Annotated in this window: 22 protein-coding genes; 19 read left to right on the top strand and 3 right to left on the bottom strand. The window is 69.0% G+C overall.

What is annotated here, in order from left to right; all coding sequences use genetic code 11:
* The first annotated feature begins 112 nt into the window (after positions 1 to 112).
* The 3 genes from VFV19_08125 to VFV19_08115 all read left to right on the top strand — a co-directional run bounded on the left by VFV19_08125 (position 113) and on the right by VFV19_08115 (position 3,193).
* Positions 113 to 796, top strand: a complete 684-nt coding sequence (locus tag VFV19_08125; protein ID HEX4824268.1) for a hypothetical protein — start codon at positions 113 to 115, stop codon at positions 794 to 796.
* Between the two features lie 254 nt (positions 797 to 1,050).
* Positions 1,051 to 1,359, top strand: a complete 309-nt coding sequence (locus tag VFV19_08120) for a hypothetical protein (GenBank protein HEX4824267.1) — start codon at positions 1,051 to 1,053, stop codon at positions 1,357 to 1,359.
* Between the two features lie 127 nt (positions 1,360 to 1,486).
* The gene (locus VFV19_08115; protein HEX4824266.1) at positions 1,487 to 3,193 is read left to right on the top strand and encodes a M20/M25/M40 family metallo-hydrolase; all 1,707 of its coding nucleotides are present in this window, start codon (positions 1,487 to 1,489) and stop codon (positions 3,191 to 3,193) included.
* 1 nt (position 3,194) lies between these two features.
* Here the strand turns inward: VFV19_08115 and VFV19_08110 are convergent, their stop codons facing one another.
* Positions 3,195 to 4,163: a threonine/serine dehydratase gene (locus VFV19_08110; GenBank protein HEX4824265.1), complete on the bottom strand. Its 969-nt coding sequence runs from the start codon at positions 4,161 to 4,163 to the stop codon at positions 3,195 to 3,197.
* A gap of 41 nt (positions 4,164 to 4,204) precedes the next feature.
* Between VFV19_08110 and VFV19_08105 the strand changes: the two genes are divergently transcribed.
* The gene (locus tag VFV19_08105) at positions 4,205 to 5,353 is read left to right on the top strand and encodes a hypothetical protein (GenBank protein ID HEX4824264.1); all 1,149 of its coding nucleotides are present in this window, start codon (positions 4,205 to 4,207) and stop codon (positions 5,351 to 5,353) included.
* Here the strand turns inward: VFV19_08105 and VFV19_08100 are convergent.
* On the bottom strand, positions 5,337 to 6,407 hold the full coding sequence (locus VFV19_08100) for a DUF2891 domain-containing protein (GenBank protein HEX4824263.1): 1,071 nt from the start codon (positions 6,405 to 6,407) through the stop codon (positions 5,337 to 5,339). The genes VFV19_08105 and VFV19_08100 overlap by 17 nt on opposite strands.
* A 32-nt stretch (positions 6,408 to 6,439) precedes the next feature.
* Here VFV19_08100 and VFV19_08095 point away from each other — a divergent pair, with 32 nt between their 5' ends.
* From VFV19_08095 to VFV19_08085, 3 genes are read left to right on the top strand one after another with little or no spacing between them, the layout of a single operon-like run.
* Complete coding sequence (locus VFV19_08095) at positions 6,440 to 7,735, top strand: aminotransferase class V-fold PLP-dependent enzyme (GenBank protein HEX4824262.1); 1,296 nt, start codon at positions 6,440 to 6,442, stop codon at positions 7,733 to 7,735.
* A gap of 35 nt (positions 7,736 to 7,770) precedes the next feature.
* Positions 7,771 to 8,370, top strand: a complete 600-nt coding sequence (locus VFV19_08090; protein ID HEX4824261.1) for a cation transporter — start codon at positions 7,771 to 7,773, stop codon at positions 8,368 to 8,370.
* Positions 8,371 to 8,424: 54 nt separating this feature from the next.
* Complete coding sequence (locus VFV19_08085) at positions 8,425 to 9,141, top strand: hypothetical protein (GenBank protein HEX4824260.1); 717 nt, start codon at positions 8,425 to 8,427, stop codon at positions 9,139 to 9,141.
* Between the two features lies 1 nt (position 9,142).
* Here VFV19_08085 and VFV19_08080 read toward each other — a convergent pair whose 3' ends face one another.
* On the bottom strand, positions 9,143 to 9,742 hold the full coding sequence (locus VFV19_08080; protein HEX4824259.1) for a TetR/AcrR family transcriptional regulator: 600 nt from the start codon (positions 9,740 to 9,742) through the stop codon (positions 9,143 to 9,145).
* 54 nt (positions 9,743 to 9,796) lie between these two features.
* Here VFV19_08080 and VFV19_08075 point away from each other — a divergent pair, with 54 nt between their 5' ends.
* The 12 genes from VFV19_08075 (at position 9,797) to VFV19_08020 (ending at position 23,784) form a co-directional block, all read left to right on the top strand.
* Positions 9,797 to 11,830, top strand: coding sequence for a C45 family autoproteolytic acyltransferase/hydrolase (locus VFV19_08075; protein HEX4824258.1), 2,034 nt, complete (start codon positions 9,797 to 9,799; stop codon positions 11,828 to 11,830).
* Between the two features lie 24 nt (positions 11,831 to 11,854).
* The gene (locus tag VFV19_08070; protein HEX4824257.1) at positions 11,855 to 13,621 is read left to right on the top strand and encodes an amidohydrolase; all 1,767 of its coding nucleotides are present in this window, start codon (positions 11,855 to 11,857) and stop codon (positions 13,619 to 13,621) included.
* Positions 13,622 to 13,681: 60 nt separating this feature from the next.
* Entirely contained in the window at positions 13,682 to 14,410 is a 729-nt protein-coding gene (locus VFV19_08065; protein HEX4824256.1) for a hypothetical protein, read from the top strand.
* A gap of 48 nt (positions 14,411 to 14,458) precedes the next feature.
* Positions 14,459 to 14,836, top strand: a complete 378-nt coding sequence (locus VFV19_08060; protein ID HEX4824255.1) for a phage holin family protein — start codon at positions 14,459 to 14,461, stop codon at positions 14,834 to 14,836.
* 70 nt (positions 14,837 to 14,906) lie between these two features.
* The gene (locus VFV19_08055) at positions 14,907 to 15,299 is read left to right on the top strand and encodes a GFA family protein (GenBank protein ID HEX4824254.1); all 393 of its coding nucleotides are present in this window, start codon (positions 14,907 to 14,909) and stop codon (positions 15,297 to 15,299) included.
* Between the two features lie 79 nt (positions 15,300 to 15,378).
* Complete coding sequence (locus VFV19_08050; GenBank protein HEX4824253.1) at positions 15,379 to 17,226, top strand: hypothetical protein; 1,848 nt, start codon at positions 15,379 to 15,381, stop codon at positions 17,224 to 17,226.
* 83 nt (positions 17,227 to 17,309) lie between these two features.
* Complete coding sequence (locus tag VFV19_08045; GenBank protein HEX4824252.1) at positions 17,310 to 17,729, top strand: hypothetical protein; 420 nt, start codon at positions 17,310 to 17,312, stop codon at positions 17,727 to 17,729.
* Between the two features lie 18 nt (positions 17,730 to 17,747).
* Positions 17,748 to 19,397, top strand: coding sequence for a hypothetical protein (locus tag VFV19_08040; protein HEX4824251.1), 1,650 nt, complete (start codon positions 17,748 to 17,750; stop codon positions 19,395 to 19,397).
* A 50-nt stretch (positions 19,398 to 19,447) separates the two neighbouring features.
* Positions 19,448 to 20,803, top strand: coding sequence for a DEAD/DEAH box helicase (locus VFV19_08035; GenBank protein ID HEX4824250.1), 1,356 nt, complete (start codon positions 19,448 to 19,450; stop codon positions 20,801 to 20,803).
* The gene (locus tag VFV19_08030) at positions 20,804 to 21,256 is read left to right on the top strand and encodes a YaiI/YqxD family protein (GenBank protein HEX4824249.1); all 453 of its coding nucleotides are present in this window, start codon (positions 20,804 to 20,806) and stop codon (positions 21,254 to 21,256) included. It begins immediately after the preceding gene.
* A gap of 43 nt (positions 21,257 to 21,299) precedes the next feature.
* The gene (locus tag VFV19_08025; GenBank protein HEX4824248.1) at positions 21,300 to 22,640 is read left to right on the top strand and encodes a TolC family protein; all 1,341 of its coding nucleotides are present in this window, start codon (positions 21,300 to 21,302) and stop codon (positions 22,638 to 22,640) included.
* Positions 22,633 to 23,784, top strand: a complete 1,152-nt coding sequence (locus VFV19_08020; GenBank protein HEX4824247.1) for an HlyD family secretion protein — start codon at positions 22,633 to 22,635, stop codon at positions 23,782 to 23,784. The genes VFV19_08025 and VFV19_08020 overlap by 8 nt, the downstream gene beginning before the upstream one ends.

Genomic DNA, 23,784 nt, shown 5'->3' with positions numbered 1-23,784 from the left:
TCACAAAAATACACCCCGCCTCGATAACGAACCTGAACTCGCGGTGAAGAAAAGCGTGGCTGCGCGGCGCCCTTCGGACGCCGATATTCGACGCGTACGGGAGGACCTCACCATGCTCCGCACGAGAATGCTCGCCGGTCTGTCGATGCTTGCGCTGGGCACGACGATATCGCCGTCGCACGCGGGCGATCAGCCCGACGCCCCCAAGCCTCCGGCCCAATCGATTCGCGAGTGGATGGCGCCGCCGGCGCCACCCGCGCCCGTCGCGCCCGCAGCGAATCCGGCGGTCGCGCCGACCGGACGCACGCTTGCAGGAGCCACGCTGGCGACGCCGGCCGCGGCGCCGGGATCCGCGCCGGCGCCGGCTCGGTCGATTCGTGAGTGGCAGACGACGGCGAGCCCGGCGCTCGGCCCGTGCTCGACGGCGACGCCGCTCGCCGCCGTGCCGGCGACCCCCGCGGCGAGCACGACGGCGAAGCCGGCCGCGACGGCCGCAGGGCCGACGACTCCCATCACGATCAGCATCAAGAGCACGCTGAGGCAGGGGAACCTCGTCGTCCTGCTCGACGGCGCCCCGATCTTCAACGAGCCGTTCCAGAAACCGTTGCTGTTCATCTCCCAGACCACGACGTGGGATCCGATCCAGGTCGCGGCGGGGACGCACCGGCTCACCGCCAAGGTGTACGGCGCGAAGAAGACCTACCTCTCGAAGACTTACGATCTGCAGATCTCGCGGACGAAGGGCGCGGCGCTGCATTTCGTGATGCAAGGCGAGGCGCTCACCGTCGCGCTCTGACGGCAACGAAAACGCGAGCGGGACGTATTACCCCACCGAGGGGGATCGTCCATGCTCATGCCCGCGATCATGGCCGCCGCGGCGTTCGCCGCGCCGGCATCTACTTCAAGGAGCTGTACGCCCCGTCGCACCCGAAGCATTACTTCTCGCTGGCGAGGCAGTCCTAATCCTCCATTCGCTGTTACGATCAGACACCGCACGATGCATCCAGCCGCGCGCGGGTACGAGCCTTCGAAAGAAGGCGGGAGGATTCGATGGCGGTAGCTCGAAAAGCCGGTCGGGTCGCACGACGCGTCGCTCGCAAGAAGGGCCGCGCCGGCCGAAAGGTCGCGCGCAAGCGTGCGCGCGTGGCGCGAAAGGTCACACGCAGGAAGGGCCGCGTGGCCCGGAAGGTCACGCGCAGGAAGGGTCGCGTCGCCCGTAAGACCGCCCGCAAGAAGGCCCGCACGGGCCGCAGGACCACCCGCAGGAAGGCTCGCCGGGTCCGCAAGGTCGCCCGGGTCGTGCGCCGAGCCGTGCGCAAGAAGGTCGCGGCGGCGATGGGGATGACGCCGAGCGCCTAGAGGGGACGCTGGTCTCCTTTGATCGTCGGCCGTGGGCGACGGCGGCGTCACCCACGGCCTCCCACCATTGCAGCGTGTTAGTCTCGCGCCTCGTGCCCGCCGCAAGGCCGGCGTCCGGGGGCTTTCGATGACTCAATCACGCTCGTACCTCGCGCGACGCACCGTCGCGCTCCTCATCGCGCTTCTTCCCGTCTCGGCGCTCGCCGGCGACGAGAAGGTCGATCTCGCGACGGTCCACCGCATCAAGGACGAAGCGTTCCGCGGCTCGAAGGTCATGGAGCATCTGTTCTTCCTGACCGACGCCAACGGGCCGCGGCTCACGAACTCACCGGGACAGCGCGCGGCGGCGGACTGGGCGGTCAGGACGATCAAGTCCTGGGGGATCGACAACGCCCACCAGGAGACGTGGGGGAAGTTCGGCCGGGGCTGGTCGCTCAAGCGGTTCACGATGAATCTGGAGGCGCCGGTGTATGCGCCGCTGCAGGGCGTGCCGCTCGCGTGGTCGTCGGGGACGAATGGGGTCGTGAGCGGCGAGCCGGTCGTGGCGGTGCTCTTTGGCGCGCAGGAAATGGAGAAGCGCGACGATCGCGATCCGGCGAAGCTCGACGCGCACATCACGAAGTACATCGCCGACAACAAGGGCAAGCTCCATGGGAAGTTCGTCCTTCTCACCGAGCCCCGCGAGATGACGCTCCCGACGGAGGCCGAATCCCACCGTCTCGACGAGAAGGAGCTCGGCGACCTCCAGAAGGCGCCGGAGCCCATCGCCGCGCTGCCGATCCACTGGCCGATCACGAGTCTCCCCGACGATCCCAAGAAGAGGGAGCAGCTCTTCGCTTCGGCGCCGTTCGCGGTCAGGAACGACCTGTCCGACCGTCTCCGGCACACGCGCGACCGCCTCAACACCTTCTTCAAAGAGGAAGGCGTGGCGGCCGTCCTCTCCGGCGACTCGCGCGGCATGGGGGGCATCCTTTTCGCCGAGGCCGCGGGCTCGTACGAAGACGGGGCGCCGATCCCGCCTCCCCGGATCTCGCTGGCCCCGGAGTCCTACGACCGGCTCTGCCGCCTCGTCGACAAGAAGATCCCGGTGAGGATCGCGCTCGACATGGAGGCGACGTTCGACGAGAAGGACCTCGACGGGAAGAACGTCGTCGCCGAGATCGAAGGCGGCTCGAAGAAAGATGAAGTGGTGATGCTCGGCGCGCACCTCGACTCGTGGCACTCCGGCACCGGCGCCACCGACAACGCCGCGGGCTCGGCGGTCGTCCTCGAGGCGATGCGGATCCTCAAGACCCTCGGACTCAAGATGGACCGCACCGTGCGCCTCGGCCTCTGGACCGGCGAGGAGCAGGGGATCCTCGGCTCGAGCGGCTACGTGACGAAGCACTTCGCCGACATGGTCACGATGCGCACGCTCCCCGAGCACGCGAAGCTGTCGGGGTACTTCAACATCGACAACGGCACCGGGAAGATCCGGGGGGTCTACCTGCAGGGGAACGACATGATGCGTCCGATCTTCGCGGCGTGGCTCGCGCCGTTCGAGGACCTCGGCGCGAAGACGATCTCGATTCACGACACCGGCGGGACCGACCATCTTCCGTTCGACGCGGTCGGGCTGCCCGGGTTCCAGTTCATCCAGGATCCCCTCGACTACTCGACGCGAACGCACCACTCGAACGTCGACGTCTACGACCACGTGCAGGCGGCGGACCTCATGCAGGCGGCCGCGATTCTCGCGTCGGTCGTCTACGACGCGGCGACGCGCCCCGAGATGCTGCCGCGCAAGCCGATGCCGAAGCCCTTGCCGCCGAAGGAGACGGCGCCGGCGCGCTAGCTCATCGTCGCGCGCTCGTGAGGCGCGCCACGTGCGCGATGTCGATGTTGCCTCCGCTCACGACGACCGCGGTGCGCCCGCCGTTCGCCGCGAGGCGGCCGGAGAGCAGAGCGCCGACCCCGACGGCACCGGAGCCTTCGGCCAGCACCTGATCCTTCGCGAGAAGCTCCACGATCGCCTGCTCGATCGCGGACTCCGGCACGTTCACGACCTCGTCGATCAGGTGCCGGTGCCGGAACACGATGTCGCCGATCCCTCCGGCGACTCCGTCCGCCAGCGTCGGCCGGGCCGCGTAGCGGAGGAGTGGCTCGTTCCGCGCGAGCGACTCCGACAAGGAGGGTGAGGCCTCGGCCTGCACGGCGACGATGCGGACGGACGGCGCTCGCTCCTTGACGGCGACCGCGATCGCCGAGATCAGACCTCCTCCGCCCACCGGGACCACGATGCGACGGACCCCCGGGAGCTGCTCGAGGATCTCGAGTCCGACCGAGCCCTGTCCCGCGGCGGTCCGTCGATCTTCGAACGCGTGCACGTGGTGGGCGCCCTCGGCCTCCGCATGGAGCATGGAAGCGTCCTGGGCATCCTCGTAGGTCGCCCCGGACTCGTGGATCGACACCGGATACGTGCGCAGCTTCTCGAGCTTCGCCCGCGGAGCGCCGACGGGCACGAAGAGCGCGACCGGGAGACGGCCACCGAGCGTCTCGGCGGCCCACGCGATCCCGAGCGCATGGTTGCCCGCGGAGGCCGCGACGACGCCGCGCCGCCGCTCGTCCTCGGTGAGCGAGAGAAGGTGGTTCAGCGCTCCGCGCACCTTGAACGAGCCGGTCGGCTGCCAGCACTCGAGCTTCAGCCACGCGTCGTGGGGCGCGAGCGCGAACGACCGGCGCAGGGGCGTCGACGGAAGGAAGGGCCTTATCCGCTCGCGCGCGTCGTCGATCTCGGCGGGGCTGAGAAGGGTCGTCGGCGTCATGCGGCGCCAGCCTATCCGATAATGACGCGGAGGAGGCCATCATGAACGACTCGTTGATCGACCGCGTGGATCGTCTCGAGCGCGAGAACCGGCGGCTCCGGTGGACCGTTCACGCGACGCTCGCGATCGCCTGTCTCCTGCTGCTCGCGGCCCAGGCGGCGCCGCGTGTGATCGCCCCGGTTTCGGAAGCGAGCGCGTTCCACCTCCTCGACGCCGACGGCCGCGTGCGCGTCCGGCTCGGGTTCGCGCTCGACGGCCGGCCCCAGCTGACCTTCCGGGATGCGACCGACACGACGCGCATGCTGCTCGAGGTCACGACGGACACGGGCTCGCCCCGCCTCAGCTTGAACGACGCCGACGGCAAGGTGCGGGCCGCGCTGCAGGTGGGCGACGACGGCGCTCCATCGGTCGTGCTCTCCGACCCGACCGGGACGCCGCGCGCCCATCTCGCCCTCTCCGCGACCGGCGCCCCCGGCGTTGCGCTCCTGTCGCGTCGGGGGAAGTCGGTCGCCGGGCTCGAGTTGCAGCCCGACGATACGGCGCGCCTCCACATCGCCGATCTCGACGGCGCGACGCGATTCGTCGTGCGGACGAGCACGGCGGGCACGCCCAGCGTCGGCTTCACCGATCCGGATGGGACCGAGCGGCTGTCGTTGACCAGCGCCGGTGGCGCACCGCGGATCGCGCTCTTCGACGGCAATGGCCACCCCCGCTCGATGTTGATGGCATTCCCGACCGGCGAGCCGGCCCTGAGCTTTCTCGACCCCGCCGGCAAGGTGCGCGCGTTGATCCAGACGACCGCGGAAGGCGTCCCCACGCTCGAGCTGGCCGGCGAGCGCGGCCAATCCGGCCTCCATGCAACCGTCGCGCGGGACGGCGGCGTCGGCGTGTCCCTGACGGATCGCGATGGCCGGCTCGCGGCCCAGCTCGCCGCATCGGCCGACGCGGGTCCCTACCTGGCGCTCGCGGGCAGCGACGGTGTGGTCCGCGCCAAGCTGGGCCTGCGGTCATGGGAGTCTCCCTTCCTCGATCTCTCCAACGACGAAGGGGTCGTGCGCGCGTCCCTAGGCTCGATCGCGCTCCAGAATCAGGAAGGGAGCGAGGAGCTGCGGCGTCCGTCGGCGTCTCTCGTGCTCTTCGACGACAGCGGCAGCGTGCTGTGGCGGACTCCGTTCAAGGAGAAGAAGTGAGGAGATAGGTGGCGAAGCTGCCGAGCCAGTGTCCGCCTTCGTAGTGCTCGCCGGTCACCGCGGCGAGGCCGCTCCGCGCGTGCACCTCCGAAGCGGCCAAGAGCGCTCTCCGCCGCGCATCGGCGGGCGGAAGGCCGGCGGCGATCCCACGTAGCATCCACGCGCGGCTGAGGTTCAAGCCGTCGAGGTGCGCCAGCTTCCCGTCGCTCCTGTCGGTGACGACGCCGATCGGGAGCCAGGCGGCGGACGCTGTCTGCGGGATGCGTGGGAGGAACGCCGTCAGCCATTTCGCGAACTCGGCGGGAGGCAGCACGCGCCGCACGACGTCCGCCTCCGCGAGGCAGGGGGACAAGAAATCCTGCCCCGACGGCTCGTAGTCGATCGGGCAGCTCCGATCCTTCACGTAGAAGTCCCTGATCTTGGCGGTGACGAGCGCCTCGAGCGTCTTGTCGCCGCTCGCGCGCGCGTGATCGAGGATCAGGCCGAACGCGAATGCGGTCTGAGCGTGCTCGCCCTCGCGGATCGGGTACGCGAGCTTCGGCAGCCACGCGCTCAGGCGGCCGACGACCGCACGCTCCAAAGGCGCGAGCGCGGACGAGAGCGCTTGCCCGGCCGGCGTGTTCCAGCCGCGAAGCTCCGACGCGAGCTGCAGCAGCCACGCCAGCCCGTAAGGTCGCTCGAACGTCTCGTTGCCCGGACGATCGAGGTAGGCGACCTCCGTGGCGACGTGCGCGGGGGTGATGTTCGCCTCGAGCGCGGCGACCGCGCCGGACGCGAAGGGCGCCTGCGGGAAGCGACGCGCCAGCGTGGCGAGCAGCCAGTGCCCGTGCACCGAGGAATGCCAGTCGTAGCAGCCGTAGAAGGCCGGCGTCAGCTCGTGGGGCGCCTTCACATCCTCCGGCGAGTTCAGGACGTGCGCGATCTTGTTCGGATACTCCTTCTGCACGCAGGCGAGCGCGAGCTTCGCGAAGCGATCGGCGTTCGCCTCCGTCAGCTGTGCCGAGGACGACGAGAACATCAAGAGCGCAAGCGCGGCGGCGCAGAAGAAACGCATCGAGAGAACGGATTGTACTAGGATCGACGCCGATGGATCGCCGCGACTTTCTCGCTCAGGCCGGCCGGGGCGTCGGCCTCGCCGCGCTGGCCTCGGCGACGGTGAGCGGTCTCCTCGACGACGTGCGTGCCGCCGCGGCGAGCATCGCCCACCTGACTCCCGCGCAGGCGGCCGCCGACGAAGACTACTGGCTCACGGTTCAGCAGGCGTACACGGTCACGCGCGGGATCGTCAACCTGAACAACGGCGGCGTCAGCCCGTCGCCGCGCATCGTCACCGAAGCGTTCGCGCGCTACACCTGGCAGCAAGAGGATCTCCCGGCGTACACGATGTGGCAGATCCTCGAGCCCCAGTGCGAGAGCGTCAGGACCGGGCTCGCCGGAATCTTCGGCTGCGACCGGGAAGAGATCGCGATCACGCGCAACGCCTCGGAGTCGCTCGAGACCCTGCTCATGGGGATGGACTTCAAGGCGGGGGACGAGATCCTCACGACGACGCAGGATTATCCGCGGATGCTCACGACGCTCCGGCAGCGCGAGCAGCGCGAGAAGCTCTCGCTGAAGCTGATCAAGGTGCCGATCGCGCCGGCCGACCCGATGAAGATCGCCGAGGCGTTCGAGGCGGGGATCACCCCGCGGACGAAGCTGATCCTCATCTCGCACGTCATCAACATCACCGGGCAGATCACGCCGGTCAAGGCGGTCTGCGACATGGCGCGCGCGAAGGGGATCGAGACGATCGTCGACGGAGCGCACTCGTTCGCGCACTTCGATTTCAAGCGCGCCGACCTCGGCTGCGACTACTTCGGGACGAGTCTTCACAAGTGGCTCGGCGCCCCGATCGGCACCGGCCTGCTGTACGTCAAGAAGGACAAGATCGCCAAGATCTGGCCGCTCATGGCGGCCGATCAGACGCAAGCCGGCGACATCCGGAAATACGAAGAGATCGGCACGCATTCGGCCGCCATGAAGCTCGCCATCGGCGAGGCGATCCTCTTCCACAACGGCATCGGCGCCGCGCGGAAGGAAGCGCGCCTCCGCTATCTCACCCACTCCTGGGCGGAAAGACTCCAGGCGCTGCCGAACGTTCGGTTCAACACCGCACTGGACGGCAAGCAGTCCTGCGCGATCGCCAACGTGAAGATCGACGGCGTGGACACGAGCAAGCTCGCGAGCCACCTCATGGACCAGCACAAGATCTTCGTCGTCCCGATCATCCACGACGAGTTCCAGGGCCTCCGCGTCACCCCGAACGTGTACACGACGCCCGAGGAGCTGGACCGGTTCGTGGACGTCATGACGACCGTATCAAAGAACGGGCTCAGCTGAAGGACTTTGCGGGAGTGGGAACGGTTCGAGATGTGATGGCGAACCGGGCCGCACTGATCTCTCGCGCCCTGCGCCTCGAATACCTGACGGTCGCATGGAACCTCTTCGAGGGGTTGATCGCCGTCGTGGCGGCGGCGATGGCCGGTAGCGTCGCGCTCATGGGCTTCGGCATCGACAGCTTCATCGAGAGCGCGTCGGCCGGGGTCATGATCTGGCGCCTACGATCGGAGAACGATCGGCTCGAGCGGCCGGCGCAACGGCTCGTGGGCGCGTCGCTGTTTCTCCTCGCGGGCTACATCGTCGCCGACTCCGCGTGGACGCTCTGGACCCGCGAGCGGCCGCATCCCTCGGCGGTAGGAATCGTTCTGACGGTTATCTCCCTCTTCGTCATGATCTGGCTCGCTCGGGCCAAGCGCCGAGCCGCCGCGGCGCTCGAGAGCCGGGCGCTCGAAGCGGACGCGTTCCAGGCAACGGCCTGCTGGTGGCTCTCGCTCTCCGCTTTGAGCGGCATGGCCCTCAACGCCGCCTTCGGCTGGTGGTGGGCCGACCCCGTCGCGGCTCTGATCATGACGTTTTTCATCGGTCGTGAGGGATTGGAGGCTTGGCGCGGCGAGGACCACTGCGCCGATTGCTGAGAAGACCGAACCGGCCACCCTCGAGGGTCGTATTACCCGAACGAGGAGGTTCTCATGAGGCACACCGGGTCGTTGATTCTCGCCGCGCTTCTGGCACTCCCCGCCGCCGCGACGGAGCAAGAGCACATCTCCAAGACTTTCGATCTGGCCGACGGGGGCACCGTCGACGTCTCGCGGATCGCCGGGCCGGTCGAGATCGCGATCGGTGGGGACGGCAAGGTCGACGTCGACATCGTCCGCTCGGCGCCGACGAAGGAGGACCTCGCGTGTGGCGCGGTCGTGATCGAGCCGTCACCGACCAAGGTCGAAATCCGTACCGAGAGCAAGTGCGACAACGTCCGCGGATCGCAGCAGGTCAAGCTGACCGTGCCGCGCAGCGCCGACTTGAGCCTGAGAACGATCGCCGGCTCGCTTCGCGTCGGCGCCACAGACGGCATGCTGAAGCTCGAGAGCATCGCGGGCCGAGTCGAGCTGGCGGGCGTGCGTGAGGCGCGGATGAGCTCCATCGCCGGCGGTCTCGAGCTCAGCGTCGCCGGCATCGGCGACCGCGGGATCCGCGTCAGCAGCGTCACCGGCGGCATCGATCTCGAGGTCACTCCGTCGACCGACGCACAGCTCGAGGCGCACAGCGTGGCAGGCCATGTCGAGAGCGATGTCCCGGGGCTTCGTCTCGTCGAGGCCGGAGAGGCCGATTACCGCGCCATCCTCGGGTCGGGCGGGCCGGCGATCGTCCTCCAGAGCGTCGTGGGCAAGGTGAAGATTCACGGCTGAGTCAGGCCAGGAGGCCGTCCACCGCCGAGTCGATCACTTGGCCGATCAGCTTCCGCCGATCGGACCAGGCGAACGTGGGTCGAAGGATCAGAAGCGATGCGATCCCGTGGCCGGCTGCCCATAACGCCTGGCTCGCGGCATCGACGTTCGCATGGCGGAATCGCTTCTCGTCGACGCAGCGCTGCACGAGCGATCGCAGGCGTTCGTAGCTGACGTGAGGCTTGCTCACGCCTTGCCGGCGCATGAGGAACGCGAACTCGTAGACGCCGGGGTTCGCGACGCCGAACTCCACGTAGGCGCGTCCTGCCTTCCGCAGCAAGGTGACCGGATCGCCGCCCTTCGCCGATTCGATCTGCTTGCGGAGGCCGTCGGCGAACCGGTCGAAGCTCTCCTCGACCAGACTCTCGAAGAGAGCCTCCTTGTCCTTGAAGTGCAGGTAGAGGTTGGCGTGCGAGCAGCCGATCTTCTCGGCGAGCTTGCGCATCGAGACCCCCTCGTAGCCGTCCTGAGCGAACGCCTCGCGGGCGGCGTCGAGGATGTCGCGCCGGAGCTGGTCCCGGTAGCGCTCGCGGGGGGAGCGAATTTCCGCTTGACGTGTCATAACCACTGGTTATGATACTGACCTAGGGTCAAAAAGCAAGTAGGAGGTGCATCCATGGTTCGCCGCCTCGCGGAAGCGATCCCGTGCCTCGGTTTCGTCCTGCTCGCGGGCCTCCACGGCTGCTCGTCTCCCGCCACGTCGGGGAGCGTGATCGAGGAGGATCGTGTCATCGCCGGCGGACCGAGCGACTCCCTCGAAGTGCGCCACCTCGTCCTGCGGGGGACGAACGAGCAGATCGGCCGCGCCCTCGCGGAGCTCGGGAAGGAACGCTACGGCGTGCGACTCCCGGCCGCCAAGGATCCCGTGCAAGCGCGCGCGATGCGCAAGTTCCTCGAGCGGAACGATCCCATCCTGCTCGAGCGGATGCGGGGCGTCGCCGCGGCGTTCGGCAAGTCGATCGACGACGACGGCTGGGACTTCACGAGCCTCGGATACACCGATCTGCGCGCCGGATGCTCCATCGCGCATCTGCCGCCCGCATCGACCGCGAACGGCAAGAGCGTCGTGAGCCGCGACTACGACTTCACGACCGGCGCGCTCAGCTTCGGCTTCCTTCCGCCCGGCATGCTGCATCCGACGGCGCGGCCGTACCTCCTCGAGCTGCATCCCGATCGCGGATACGCCTCGATCGCGATGGTCGCCTACGATCTCTTGAGCGGGGTGCTCGACGGCATCAACTCCGAAGGGCTCACCGTCACGCTGGCGATGGACGACGAGATCTTCAGCCACGCGAAGACGGAGCCGACGCGGGAGCCCGCGGTCGGGGTGAGCGAGCTCCAGACGTTGCGCTTGCTCCTCGATACCTGCGCCACGGTCGACGAAGCGAAGCAGGCGCTCCAGGCGACGAAGCAGTACTACCAGTACGTCCCGGTGCACTACCTGATCGCCGACCGCAACGGCAACGCGTTCGTGTGGGAGTACTCCGAGGTCCACAACAAGGAGTACATCGTCGAGAACCCGGGCCAGCCGCTCGTCATGACGAACTTCACCCTTCACAAGCAGCTCGAGGACGGCAAGCCTCCTTCGGCGGAGAAGGCGAGGTCGACGTGCAAGCGCTACGCGTACCTCACGGAAAAGCTGGCCGCCGGAAGGCTCGACGACGAGACGATCCGCGGCTTCCATCAGAACGTCGATGCGCAGATGTCGCAGGCGGCGGATCCCTCCCGTCCGCCGATGCGCACGTTCTGGCACGCCTTCTATTACCCGGAGGACCGCCGGGTTCGTGTGAGCTACTACCTCAGGGACGAGCCCTATCCCGGCGATGAGCGCCTCGTGCGCCCGGTCCGTTCGGACTACGTGGAGTTCCGGCTTCCGCCGACGGGAGGCAAGCCCGAGAGCGCGAGCGCGCCGGCGCCGGGTACGCCGCAGGCGGCGATCGAGGCCGCCGGAGGCACCGTCAAGCGCCAAGGTTCGCGCATCGTCGGCGTGGGGCTGGACAAGGCGACGAACCTCGCGATGGTGATCCCGATGCTGGCCCGGCTTCGCGATCTCGAAGAGTTGAGCCTCGGCAACGCGGCCGTGACCGACGAGGACGTCCGTGCGCTCGAGGGCTTGCCCAACCTCCACGGCCTCGGCCTCATGGGAGCATCGACCGGCGACGCAGCGCTCGAGGTCATGAAGACCCTACCGGCTCTGCGTGTCCTGAACCTCTCGGGGACCAAGATCACCGACGGCGGCCTCGCACGCCTGGGAGAGCTCACGTCGCTCGAGTATCTCGGTCTCAAGGGGACGGCGATCACCGACGACGGCCTCGTCCACCTCGGGACGCTCTCGGGCCTCACGACCCTCAACCTCGCGGACACCAAGGTGACCGACGCGGGTCTCGTGCACCTCGCGGGTCTGTCACGGCTCGAGTCGATCAATCTGTCGAACGACGGCATCACCGACGCCGGTCTCGCCCAGGTGAGCCGGCTTCCGGGCCTCGCCGGCCTCAACGTCTCGGGGACGAAGGTGACCGACGCCGGCCTCGTCCACCTGAAGCAGGTCTCGAAGCTGACGAAGCTCAACGTGACGGGGACTCTCGTCACCGAGCAAGGCGTGAAGGACGCGAAGAGGTACCTGCCGTTCTGGGCGACGGTGACGAGGTAGCCCGGCACCTACTATGCTGAACGGATGCAGCTCGCTCGACGGCTCGCCTCGACGACGGTCCTCGTCCTGCTCGCCTCCTGCACCGGGCCTGGCGTTTCCCGCCGCGACGGTGCCTCGACACAGATCGCGACTCATGATGCCGCCGATCTGCTCTTCCGTGGCGGGACGATCTATACGGCCGATCCCGCGCGGCCACGCGCGGAGGCGGTCGCGGTGTTGGGCGGCCGCATCGTCTTCGTCGGGGACAACGGCGAAGCGAGGCGCTGGATCGGCCCCTCGACGCGCGTCGTCTCGCTCGCCGGCCGCATGCTGCTCCCCGGCTTCCACGATGCGCACGTGCACCCCGTCGAGGCCGGCGTCCAGCTGAGCTGGTGCGATCTCGCGCAGTGCGCGACGCCGGAGGCGGCTTTCGAGACGCTCCGTCGCTGCGCGCACGATCATCCGATCCCCGCCGGCGCCGACCCGAAGAAGAACTGGTTTCGCGGCCGTGGCTGGCAACTCCCGGTTTTCCCCGAAGGGCCGCGGCGGCAAGATCTCGACGCCATCGTCGGCGACCGGCCGGCCCTCATCGCATCGTCCGACGGCCACTCGGCCTGGGTGAACACCGCGGCGCTCGCGATCGCCGGAGTCACGCGCGACACGCCCGATCCTCAGGACGGCCGGATCGAGCGCGACCCCAAGACCGGAGAGCCGACGGGAACCTTGCGTGAATCGGCGGCCGGCCTCGTGGAGGAGCACCTTCCCCCGACGCCGCTCGCCGAGGTCGCCGAAGGCTTTCGCCGCGCGCTGCACGAGATGGCGAGCCACGGCATCACGTCGTTCACCGAGGCGGATGCGAGCGAGGGAATCCTCGGGATCTACCAGAAGCTCTCCGACGCCGGCGAGCTGACCGCGAAGGTTTCCGTCGCTCTCGAGACCGACCCGGAGGCGGGACCGGGGCAAGTTGCGAAGCTCGAGGCGCTTCGCGCCCGAACGCGCGGTCCACGCCTGACCGCGAGCTCCGCGAAGATTTTTGCCGACGGCGTCATCGAATCGCGCACCGCGGCGCTCCTCGAGCCCTATCTCGGCGACCCGACCGGCGCGCGTGGACTCCCGCGCTACACGCCCGACGCGCTGAACGATCTGGTCGAGGCGCTCGATCGGGCGCACTTCCAGGTGCACGTCCACGCGATCGGCGACCGCGCCGTGCGCATGACGCTCGATGCGTTCGAGCGCGCGCAGGCGAAGAACGGCGTGCGCGACGCACGCCACCAGATCGCGCACCTCGAGCTGATCGACCCGGCGGACATCCCGCGCTTCGCGAAGCTCGGCGTCGTCGCGAACTTCCAGGCGCTGTGGGCTTTCGCGGATCCGTACATCACGAACCTCACCCTTCCCATCCTCGGCCCCGAGCGCTCGCGCTGGATCTATCCCATCGGGAGCGTCACGCGCTCCGGCGCCGCCGTCGTCTTCGGCAGCGACTGGGCGGTGACCACCGTCGATCCGCTCCCGGCGATCCAGGTCGGCGTGACGCGCAGCGATCCCGACGCCGCGACCGTGTCCTCGTTCATCCCCGAAGAGCGCGTGAGTCTCGAGTCGATGCTCGAGGGCTACACGCGTCGCGGCGCGTGGATCGACTTCCGCGAGAAGGAGACCGGCACGATCGAGGCAGGGAAGGCCGCCGATCTCGTCGTTCTCGAGCACGACCTCTTCGCGATTCCTCCGAACGAGATCGGGCGCACGCGCGTTCTCTTGACACTCCTCGACGGTCAGGAGATCTACCGGGCTCCGGAGCTCGCGCCCGGTTCGTAGGCCGTTAAGCGCCCGGTAGGAAGCTGGTGCACGACTCCGGGGGGCCGGAGCGAGACTCACATGCTGAGATGGATCGTCGGCAGCGCGTTCGCCGTCTGCGTCCTCTCCTCCGCGCAAGCCGACGGGACCACGGTCGTTTCGGCCAACCTCACCCCACCAACGGCAGTCGCTCCTTGCCCGTTCGCCGGAAGCTGGACGCTCAACACGAAGCTCAGCGATGACCCCGAGGCGACGTTGCCGGCGGCACATACCCCGCAAGTCGAGAACGAGCAAGGCGGCGAAGGTGGCGGTGGCGGCGGATACGGCGGTGGCCACGGAGGTCACGGCGGCCACGGCGGCGGCGTCGGCGGAGGTGGATGGGGTGGCGGCGGTGGCCACGGGGGCTCCGGCGGCAGGAGCTCGTCGGGCTCGCGCGGCGCCGAGCCCGATCGTGCCGTGATCGAGGCGGCGATGTCGCTCATGCGAGAGATGCCGGAGAGCATCGTCGTCGCGCAGCACGAGAGCATGTTCCAGATCGTCGAGACCGGCGGGCGCATGACGAATTGGCAGGCGGACGGCAAGCCGCATCTCGACGATCGATTCGGGACCACCGCGCAATCCCAGATCCAGTGGGACGGCGAGAAGCTCCACGAAGCCACGACGCTCGGGTCGGGCGAGACGTTCGAGGAGACCTACACCCTCGTTCCCTTGGACGATGGGAAACCGCTCCTTCAGGTCACGCGCACGCTCAAGATACCGAAGGGCTCGCGCACGGTCTCCGTTCGCCGCGTCTACGAGCCCGGCTCCTGACGCGCACGTGCTTGCACTATGCTGTTCGCCTTATTCGAGGAGGCGAACATGCGTCTGCTCCTGCGATTGCTCATCAACGCCGCGGCCCTGTGGGTCGCGGTGCATTTCATCCCGGGGATCTCGTTCGAGGGGAATCCGGTCCTTCTCCTGGGCGTCGCGCTCGTCTTCGGCGTCGTCAACACGATCGTCAAGCCGATCGTGACGCTGCTGTCGCTGCCGGCGGTTCTCCTCACGGTCGGGATCTTCCTCCTCGTCATCAACGCGTTCATGCTGTGGTTCACCGGCTGGATCTCGACGTCGCTCGGGCTGGGGTTCCACGTCGAAGGGTTCGGCGCGGCGTTCCTCGGAGGCATCGTCGTCTCGCTCGTGGCCTGGGCGCTCTCCGTCTTCCTCGACCGAGCCCGCGAGAAGAAGGAGAGCCGGTGACGGTTCGACGTTCGATGCTTCTGGTTGTAGGATCGCCCGTCGCGCTTCATGGCGCGCAAAGGGAGAGTCGATGAGCGATGTCATCCACGGCAAGTGCCTCTGCGGCAAGGTGACGTTCGACGTGGGAAGCGCAGGCGCGCTGGGGACCTGCCACTGCACCCGCTGTACGCGCTGGACCGGACAGGGCGCGACGGTCGTCGTCGCACCCGCGTCGGGGTTCAAGATCACCGGCGGCAAGGAGCTGGTCAAGAAGTACCACGAAGAGAAATTCGCCGACCGCTACTTCTGCAGCAACTGCGGCTCGGGGATCTACGCCGACGGCGGCGAGACGTACTACGTCAGCGCCGGCGTCCTCAAGGATGTGGCCCTCATGCCGGCGTTCCACTGCCAGGTCGCCTACAAGGCGCCGTGGGACGAGATCGGCGGAAGCGCACCGCAGTTCGCCGAATATCCCCCGCATTGATCCGCTGATCGCAGGCGTACGCGAGCCCGACTCCGGCCGCGTACGCCGCGAGGCAAAGCCTCGATAAGATGCGGCCGCCATGTCGCTCCACGACCTCGCGGCGTATCTCGGCAACCTCCTGGCCGCCGCCGCGTGCCATCTGGCGGCATGGGAGATCGGCCGAAGGATCTCCCCGCGGCTCACCTCCGCGTTCATTGCCGCGGTTCTCGGGTTCGTCGTGCTCGGCTATGCGGCGTTCGCTCTGGGCGCGATGCATCTCCTCTACCGGCCGGCGCTCGTTCTTCTGACCGGGGTGCCGGCGCTCTCGGGCGCCGTCCATCTTCTCCGCGCGAAGCCGTGGCGATCCCTTTCGCCAAACCTCGACGACGCTGCGTTCTTCGTCGCCGCCGCCGTCGTCATCGCCGCGATTCCGCTCGCGCTGGCGCCGGTCCTCGAGCACGACGACAACGTCTACCACCTGGCGCTCCCGAAGCTCTACCTCGCGCATCACGCCATGACGTATCAGCCGGGCATGTACGCGAACATGCCCCATCTCGTGGAGCTGCTGTACACCTACCCGATGGCGTGGGGCGACTTCACCGCCGCCAAAGCGCTCAACCTCTTCTTCAACTTCTGGACGCTCATCGGGCTCCGCTCGGTCGTGCGCGACGAGCTGGGCCGAGGTCTCGGCGGGCTCGCCGCGCTTCTCTTCGTCTCGAATCCGATCGTGCAGTGGCACCTCGGCCGCGGCTACGTCGAGCCGGTCATCGCGACGTTCCTCCTCGCGGCGGCGACCCTGCTCCTCCGGTTCGTCAGGGACGGCGAGCGTCGATGGCTCGTGCTCGCCGGAATCTGCTGCGGTGCGGCGGCGGGCGCGAAGTATCAAGGATGGATCTTCAGCGCCGCGATCTTCCTCGCCGCCGCTCGCCCTGCGGTGCGGATGCTCGTGCCGTTCGGATTGCTCGTCGCCCCGTGGCTCGTGAAGAGCTTCATGCTCACCGGCGATCCCGTCTATCCGATGGCCTACCGTCTGTTCGGAGGACGCGGCCTGAGCGACGTCCAGGTGCTGCACCTCTCGCGCCATTTCGGTTACTTCTCGCTCCTGCACCGCAGTCTCGGCGACGCGCTCCGGCTTCCGTTCGAGATGGTCGCGGCGCGCGACGTCTTCCTGAGGCCCGGATTCTCGGCCGTCATGCTCGCGCTCATCCTCGCCGCTCTCCTGATGCCGCGCAGCTATCGGCCGGGCTCGCGCCGAATCCTGGCGATGACGCTCCTCGGATGCGCCGGCTGGGCGGTCAGCGGCGAGGTCGGACGGTTCCTCGTCGCGTGGGTCCCCGTGATGGCGATCGCCGCGATGCTTCCCGTGGCGCGGTTCGCCGGGCGCCCTCGGCTGGTCGCCGCCGCGGCCGCGGTCGTCATGGCCGCCGGCGCCCTCCAGGTGATCGCGGTCCCGGTCGAGCCCGCGCAGGGCGTGTCGCGCGCCGCCCTCTTCACGTCGTCACGGGACGAGCTGCTCGGCCGCAACACGAACTTCGACCTCTGCGCGATTTTGAACGGAGCGGTTCCGCCGGGCGGCAAGGTGCTCGGCATGTTCGAGAATCGCTTCTTCTTTCTCGATCGGGAGGTCATCGCGGACTCGAACTACGAGGTGCCGGCGTCGCTCGCGCGCTTGCGCGAAGCCGGCGACGCGAAGAAATTCGCCGACGAGCTGCGTGCGCAAGGGGTGACCCACGTCGTCGTACGCAAGGACGCCGCGAACCAGTACTTCGAGCAGCAGCTCCTCTTCCCCCTGCTCGACGACCGTCTCTACCCGCAGTCCGCGCTCGACCGCGATCGATCGCTGTTCATCGCATTTCTGCAAACGCAGCTCGTCATGCTCGTCGAGAACCAGACGACGGCGGTCTTCCGCCTCGGTGATCTCCCTAAGGGCGCGACGGCAAATCCCTGAATCGGGCCGATTGCGGGCATCGCGCGCGGCGCGTCGCCGCCATCCGTGGGACCATCACCGTGAGCGGGGTCACGGAGGTGACCATGAAGATTCGAACCGTTCCGATCGCGATCGCTCTCGCCCTCACGTCTTCGCTCTTCGCCCGCTGGTCGGGGCCGGTCGAAGCGAACGTGCCGTTCGCCTTCCACGTCGGGAACAAGGTCCTCCCGCCGGGAGACTACCTGATCGACGTCGCCGGCTCGATCAGCCCGAACGCTCTCACGGTCAGGGCCAAGAACGGGAGCGAGAAGCTCCTGTGCGACACGACTCAGATTCCCGAAAGGGAAGACCCCGAAGTCTCCGGGCTCGTGTTCGTCGAGATCGGGGACACGACCTATCTCGCGGAGGTTTGGGGCCTGGAGTCGAGCGGCCGCGGGGTCAAGAACATGGTCGACGGGAGGCTCGTCGATCTCGATTCCCAGAGGATCCGGCGCCGGGTCGCCGCCGTCCGCGTCGTGGAATAGGAGTATCTTCGCGGCCGCGTGCGACGACGTCTCCTCGTCATCCCGATCCTGCTGCTCGCGGTGATGGCGTGGCGGCGTCGCTGGACGAGCGACGACGGATTCATCGACCTGCGGGTCGTCCATCAGATCGAGGCGGGGAACGGGCCGGTGTTCAACGCCGGCGAGCGCGTGGAGGCGGCCACCAGTCCGCTCTGGGTGGGGCTGCTGGCCGTCGCGGACAAGCTCACGCCGTTCCGTCTCGAGGATGAAGCCTGCGCGCTTGCGCTGCTGCTGACCCTCGCCGGTCTCATCGCTGCGACCTACGGCACCGCTCTCACGACGCGCGGCGAAGGGTCGCTGATTCCGCTCGGCGCGCTCGTCTACGCCTCGCTTCCTCCCGCGTGGGACTTCGCGACCTCGGGGCTCGAGAACGGCCTCGCCGTCGCGTGGCTCGGCGGTGTCTGGCTCGCGCTCGCTCGCCGCGGGAACGACAACCCGGTGCGGCCGGTGTGGCTTCCGCTCCTGCTCGGGTTGGGACCGCTGGTGCGGCCCGACTGCGCGATCGAGAGCGCCGTGTTCCTCCTCGTCCTCGTGGCGCCCGGGGCGCGCCGCGCGCCCTGGCGAGCGTTGGCGGCCTGCGCGCTGGCGGCGGCGCTTCCGGTCGCGCTCACGATCGTCCGCATGGGCTACTACGCGTCGCTCGTGCCGAACACGGCGCTCGCGAAAGAGGCGGCGCTCGCGAACTGGCCGCAAGGCTGGCGTTACCTGTCCGATTTCATCGTTCCCTACCTGCTCCCGCTGCCCCTGTTCCTGCTCGCCGTTCTCGCGCTTCCCGCCAAGGCGTCGAGGTCGTGGACCTCCGCTGCGCTCGTCGCGGCTTCGCTCCATGCGCTCTTCGTCGTGCGCGTCGGCGGCGATTTCATGCACGCACGGATGCTGCTCATCCCGCTCTTCTGCGCGCTGCTCCCGGCGGCCGCGGTCAGGGTTTCCGGCAAGCGCGTGATCGCGGCCGCCGCGGTGGTCCTGTGGGCGGTCGTCTGCGCGGCGGCGCTGCGCGTGTCCTATCCCGGCAAGATCGGCGGCGAAGGGATCGCCGACGAGCGCGGTTACTACGTCAACACCACCCATCGAGCGAACCCCGTCGAAGCCGACGACTATCTCGGATGCGTCCTGGGCCGCCACGGGGCCCGCTTCGCCGGCCTGGCGAAGGAGGGCCGCCGCGTCCTCCTCTTGAATCCGTTCGATCGGCCCGACGAGACGGCGCCGCTCCGCGCCGATGCCGGCGCCACGGTTTATGCAGCGGTTCCCGTCATCGGGGTGATCGGCTATCTCTCGGGGCCGGAAGTCCACATCGTCGACATGCTCGGCCTCGCGGACCCGATGGCCGGCCGCATCGCGCTGACGGCGCGCGGCCGCCCGGGGCACGAGAAGCGCATCGGCGAGATTTGGACCTACGCGCGCTACGCTCCGCCCGAGGAGAGCTACCCCGACGAGGCGGTGATGGGTCAGCTCCGGCTCGCGCGCCGGGCGCTCGCGTGCCCGCCGCTCCGCGAGCTCGAGAATGCGGTCGGAGCACCGCTGACCCCCGCGCGGTTCTTGGCGAACGTCCGTGCCGCGCCTCGGCTCACCGCCCTCCGGATCCCGAACGAGCCCGCCGCGGCGGTCGCCTCCCTTTGCTCTTCGCGCTGAGCACGCGCTAGCATCCGGGCTTTCCCCCTCCCGTCGAAAGGACTCAGCCGGTGGCCTTCTCAAGCCTGTCGCTTCACCCGCAGCTCCTCCGGGCCGTCAAAGACCTCGGCTTTGCGAAGCCGACGCCGGTCCAGGAGCAGGCGATCCCGCCGGCGATCGCCGGGCGCGACCTCCTGGCGACCGCGATGACCGGAAGCGGCAAGACCGCCGCGTTCCTGCTCCCGATCCTCCAGAGGCTCATGAACAAGCCGCGTGGCGTCTCACGGGCGCTCGTGCTCACGCCGACGCGGGAGCTGGCGGCGCAGATCCACGCGCACTTCGAGGATCTCGCCGTGCACACGGGGGTGACGGGCGCGCCGATCATCGGCGGCGTCGGGATGGGCCCGCAGGAGCACGCGCTGCGCTCCGGGGCCGACGTCATCGTGGCCACGCCCGGGCGGCTCCTCGATCACATGCGTCTCCCGTACGCGCGCCTCGCGTCGCTGGAGGTGCTCGTGCTCGACGAAGCCGACCGCATGCTCGACATGGGCTTCCTCCCCGACGTGCGCCGGATCCTGCAGCGGATCCCGAAGGAGCGTCAGACGCTCTTCTTCTCCGCCACGATGCCGGCCGAGATCGTCGCGCTGTCCCGCGAGATCCTGCGGAACCCGGCGTCGGTGAACCTCGAGCGCAAGTCCGCGCCCGCGGTCGGCATCACGCAAGCGGTCTATCCGGTTCCGAGGGAGCTGAAGCCCGCGCTCCTCATCGAGCTCTTGCGCCGCGACATCATCTCCGAGGCGATCGTCTTCACGCGGACGAAGCATCGCGCCAACCGCCTCGCCGAGGCGATCGAGAAGCAGGGGATTCCCGCGGCGCGCATCCACGGCAACCGAAGCCAGAACCAGCGGACGCAGGCGCTCGAAGGCTTCAAGTCCGGACGCAGCCGCGTGCTCGTCGCGACCGACATCGTCGCGCGCGGGATCGACATCGAGGACCTCTCGCACGTCGTCAACTTCGACGTCCCGGCCGAGCCCGACGCCTACATCCACCGCGTCGGCCGCACGGCGCGCGCCGAGGCGACGGGCGACGCGTTCACCTTCGTCTCCCCCGACGAGGAGAACGATCTCAAGGCGATCGAGCGCGCCCTCGGCAAGAGGCTTCCGCGCGTCACACTTCCCGGCTTCGACTACGCGAAGAAGCCGGAAGGCCGCCTCGAGATCCCGATCCAAGAGAGGCTCGCCGCGGCGCGCCGTGGACGGGGAAAGCCGAAGGCCGCGCCGCAGCACGCCCAGCGCCCGGGCGGCCGACATCGCAAAGGCGGCGGCGGCGGCGGCGGCGGCGGCGGCGGCGGAGGAGGAGGAGGAGGACGCACGCGCGTCGACGCTATTCTCGACCGGCACGCGCCCGTCAAGAAGGACAGGCGGTAGGTGCCGTCGATCCTCGTCGACGCCGACGCCTGCCCGGTCAAGGACGACGTCTACCGCATCGCGCTCCGCCGGGGGGTCGAGGTCGTCGTCGTGTCCGGCGGCCCGCTGCGTGTCCCCGCACGTCAGGGGATCCGTCACGTGCGGGTGAAGTCGGCGCTCGACGCCGCCGACGACTGGATCGCGGAGCACGCAAAGTTGGGGGACATCGTGATCACGGCGGACGTTCCGCTGGCCGCTCGCTCCCTGAGCAAGGGCGCGCGAGTCATCGCGCCGGACGGACGCCTGTTCACCGAAGACTCGATCGGCGGCGCGCTCGCCAGCCGCGAGCTCATGGAGCAGCTCCGTCAGATGGGCGCCGCGACCGGAGGACCCGCGCCGTTCTCCCGCGCCGACCGCGCGCGCTTCCTCGCGAGCCTCGGCGAGGCGATCCAAGCCGTCCTGAACCGAGACTGAACGCGACGTCGATCCGCGGTGCTAGAGTGGTTCGCAGTCGCAGATGCGCACCTTCTCCCACATCATGCTCGCCGCGATCGTCGTCTCCGGCGTCCACGCGACGGAGCCGTTGCAGCTGTCGCTCGCGGACGCCGTGTCACGCGCGCTCGACTTCAACCTCTCCGCGATCACGAGCCGTGAGGCGGTCAAGACCGCAGAGGGTGCCGACAACTTGGCGCGCGCGCGCCTTCTGCCGTCGCTCAGCGCGGGACTCTCGGGATCGCGTCAGATCATCGACCTCGCGGCGTACGGATTCCCGGCGCCCGCGGGCGGCTCGCCTCTCGTCGGGCCGTTCAACGTCGTCGACGCACGGCTCTACCTGTCGCAGTCGGTCCTCGATCTCCAGGCTCTCGGGCAGAAGCGAGCGGCCCGCTTCGGCGAGGAGGCGGCGCGGTCCGGCGCCGCGGCGATGCGCGAGACCGTCGTCGTCGCCGCGACCGACCTGTACCTGCAGGCCGCGTCCGACGAGCGGCGGATCGAAGCGGCGCAAGAGCAGGTGGCGGCGGCAAAAGCGCTCCTCGAGCACGCGCAACGCCTGAACGATGCCGGGGTCGTCGCGGGGATCGAAGTCCTCCGCGCGAAGGTCCAGCTCGAGGCGCAGCGCCAGCGGTTGATCGTGGCGGAGAACCAGGCGGCGAAGGACAAGCTCACGCTCGCCCGCGCGATCGGGCTGCCGCTGGACACGATGTTCACGCTCTCGGACGGGCTCGTCTACAAGCCCGCCGGCGAAGTCTCGCTGGAGACGACGCTGAAGGACGCGGAAGACGCGCGCGAGGACCTCAAGCAGACGAAGAGCCGGCTCGAGCAAGCGGAGGCGGCGCGAGACGCGGATCGCCGCCAGCGCGTGCCCACGCTCAAGCTCAACGCCGATTTCGGCGTGATCGGCAACGATGCGCCGAGCCTCGAGCGGACCTACACGCTCGGGCTGGCGCTCCGCCTTCCTCTCTTCGAGGGGGGGCAGATCAGCGCCCAGGTGATGCAAGACGACGCGGAGGTGTCACGCCTCAAAGCCGTCCTGTCCGACATGGAAGCGGGGGTTGCGCTCGACGTGCGATCGTCGCTCCTCGACCTGGCCGCGAGCGACGAGCGCGTGCGCGTCGCCAAGGACGCGCTGGACCTCGCGCGCGAGCAGGTCGCGCAATCGCAGGACCGGTTCGAGGCGGGAGTGGCCGGCAACCTCGAGGTGGTTCAAGCGCAAGACGCGCTCGCGCGGGCGTCCGACGATTACATCGCGGCGCTCCAGGCGCACAACGTGTCGCGGATGGCGATCGCCAAGGCGCGCGGCACCGCCGAGCACGAGATCCCGACGTTCCTCTTGGACGAGGGAGGGCCCCCGCATGAGTGAGCAACCTTCGGCGCTCACGCCGAAACGGCGGCGCGCCGCGATCGCCGTCATCGGCGGCGGCGCGCTCGTGGCCGCGATCGTCGGCGTGGCGTGGTGGCTCCACGCGAGGACGCGCGAGTCCACCGACGACGCGTGGATCGAGGGGAACATCGTGACGATCGCCCCGCGGGTCGGGGGCACCGTGCAGGAGGTCGCCGTCCAGGATCAGCAGGTCGTCGCGGCCGATGCGGTCCTCGTGAAGATCGACCGCATGGACTACGAAGTCGCGCTGCGCCGCGCGGAAGCCGAGGCCGCCGATGCGTCGGGCGCGGCCGCGGCGGCCCAGGCGAACGTGCCGATCACCTCGGCGACCGCGGGGAGCCAGCTCGCGGTCGCAGAGGCGGGGGTCGGCGCCGCGCGGCGTGACGCGGAGGCCGCGGGCGCGCGACTCGCGGACGCGAAGGCGACGCGCGCGAAGACCGCCGCCGATCTCGAGCGGTACCGGCAGCTCGTCGCCAAGGACGAAGTCTCGCGCCAGCAGTACGACGCCGCGGTCGCCGCGGACACGAGCGCGGCCGCGACGATCCAGACCGCGGAGGCGGGCGTCTCCTCGGCACAGGAGAAAGTCCGGCAAGCGGAGGCCCAGCTCGCCGCGGCCGAGTCGGCGCCGCATCAGAAGGAGGCGGCGGCCGCGAAGCTCCAATCGGCCGAGGCGGTGGCGAGGAAGAACGACGCCGCCGTCGAGCAGGCGAAGCTCAATCTGGGCTACACGACGATCACGGCGCCTCTCGCCGGCGTCGTCAGCCGGAAGACCGTCCAGCCGGGCCAGGTCGTTCAGCCGGGTCAGCCGATGATGGCGCTCGTCTCGCTCAATCAAGTCTGGGTCGTGGCGAACTTCAAGGAGGGCCAGCTCCGGTCGATGCATCCCGGCCAGAAGGCGTCGGTGTACGTCGACGCGTACAAGCGCCGGTTCACGGGGCACGTCGACGCGATCGGCGGCGCGACCGCCGGGAAGTTCAGCATGCTCCCCCCCGAGAACGCGAGCGGCAACTTCGTCAAGGTCGTGCAGCGGCTTCCCGTCAAGATCGTCCTCGACGACGGGCAGGACCCGGACCACCGCCTCCGGCCCGGGATGTCGGTCGTGCCGACGGTGTTCGTGAAGTAG

Source organism: Candidatus Polarisedimenticolaceae bacterium (assembly GCA_036275915.1).
GTDB lineage: Bacteria > Acidobacteriota > Polarisedimenticolia > Polarisedimenticolales > DASRJG01 > DASRJG01.
The sequence above is the reverse complement of the archived record's forward strand: the minus strand, read 5'-3'. Positions and strand labels throughout refer to the sequence as shown.